Genomic DNA, 570 nt, shown 5'->3' with positions numbered 1-570 from the left:
AGCTGATCGAGATCGACGACAAGCACCATCTGCTGAAACCCGGCATGAAGGTGATCGATCTCGGCGCCGCCCCCGGCGGCTGGTGCCAGGTCGCCGCCGCGCGGACGAAATCGACGGCCGACAAGCCGCATGTCATCGGCATCGATTATCTGGAAATGGACGCCGTGCCCGGCGCTCCGGTGCTGCTGATGGATTTCCTCGATCCGCTGGCGCCGCAGAAGCTGGCCGAGGCGCTGGGTGGGGATCCGGACATCGTGTTGTCCGACATGGCGGCACCGACCACCGGCCACAAGCGGACCGACTATATCCGCACCATGCATCTGTGCGAGGTGGCGGCCGATTTTGCGCTGTCGGTGCTGAAGCCGGGCGGGCATTTCCTCGCCAAGACTTTCCAGGGCGGCGCCGAAAACGAGTTGCTCTCCATGCTCAAGAAGAACTTCCGCTCCGTCCATCACGTCAAGCCGCCGGCGTCGCGGGATGAATCGGTCGAGCTCTATTTGCTGGCCAAAGATTTTAAAGGGCGAGAGGCCGGCCCGCCGTCAGGCGGATCGGAACGTCCAGTGGACGTTC

General features: G+C 63.7%; 1 protein-coding gene. It reads left to right on the top strand.

Going from position 1 to position 570, the window contains the following annotated elements; genetic code table 11:
- Positions 1-570, top strand: a 570-nt coding sequence (locus EN750_RS38135; protein ID WP_145968379.1) for an RlmE family RNA methyltransferase, incomplete at both ends; no start/stop codon positions are given.

It is taken from the genome of Mesorhizobium sp. M7A.F.Ca.ET.027.03.2.1 (genome assembly GCF_003999175.1).
Lineage (GTDB): Bacteria > Pseudomonadota > Alphaproteobacteria > Rhizobiales > Rhizobiaceae > Mesorhizobium.
Note: the sequence above shows the minus strand (reverse complement) of the source record. Positions and strands in the feature narration are given on the sequence as shown.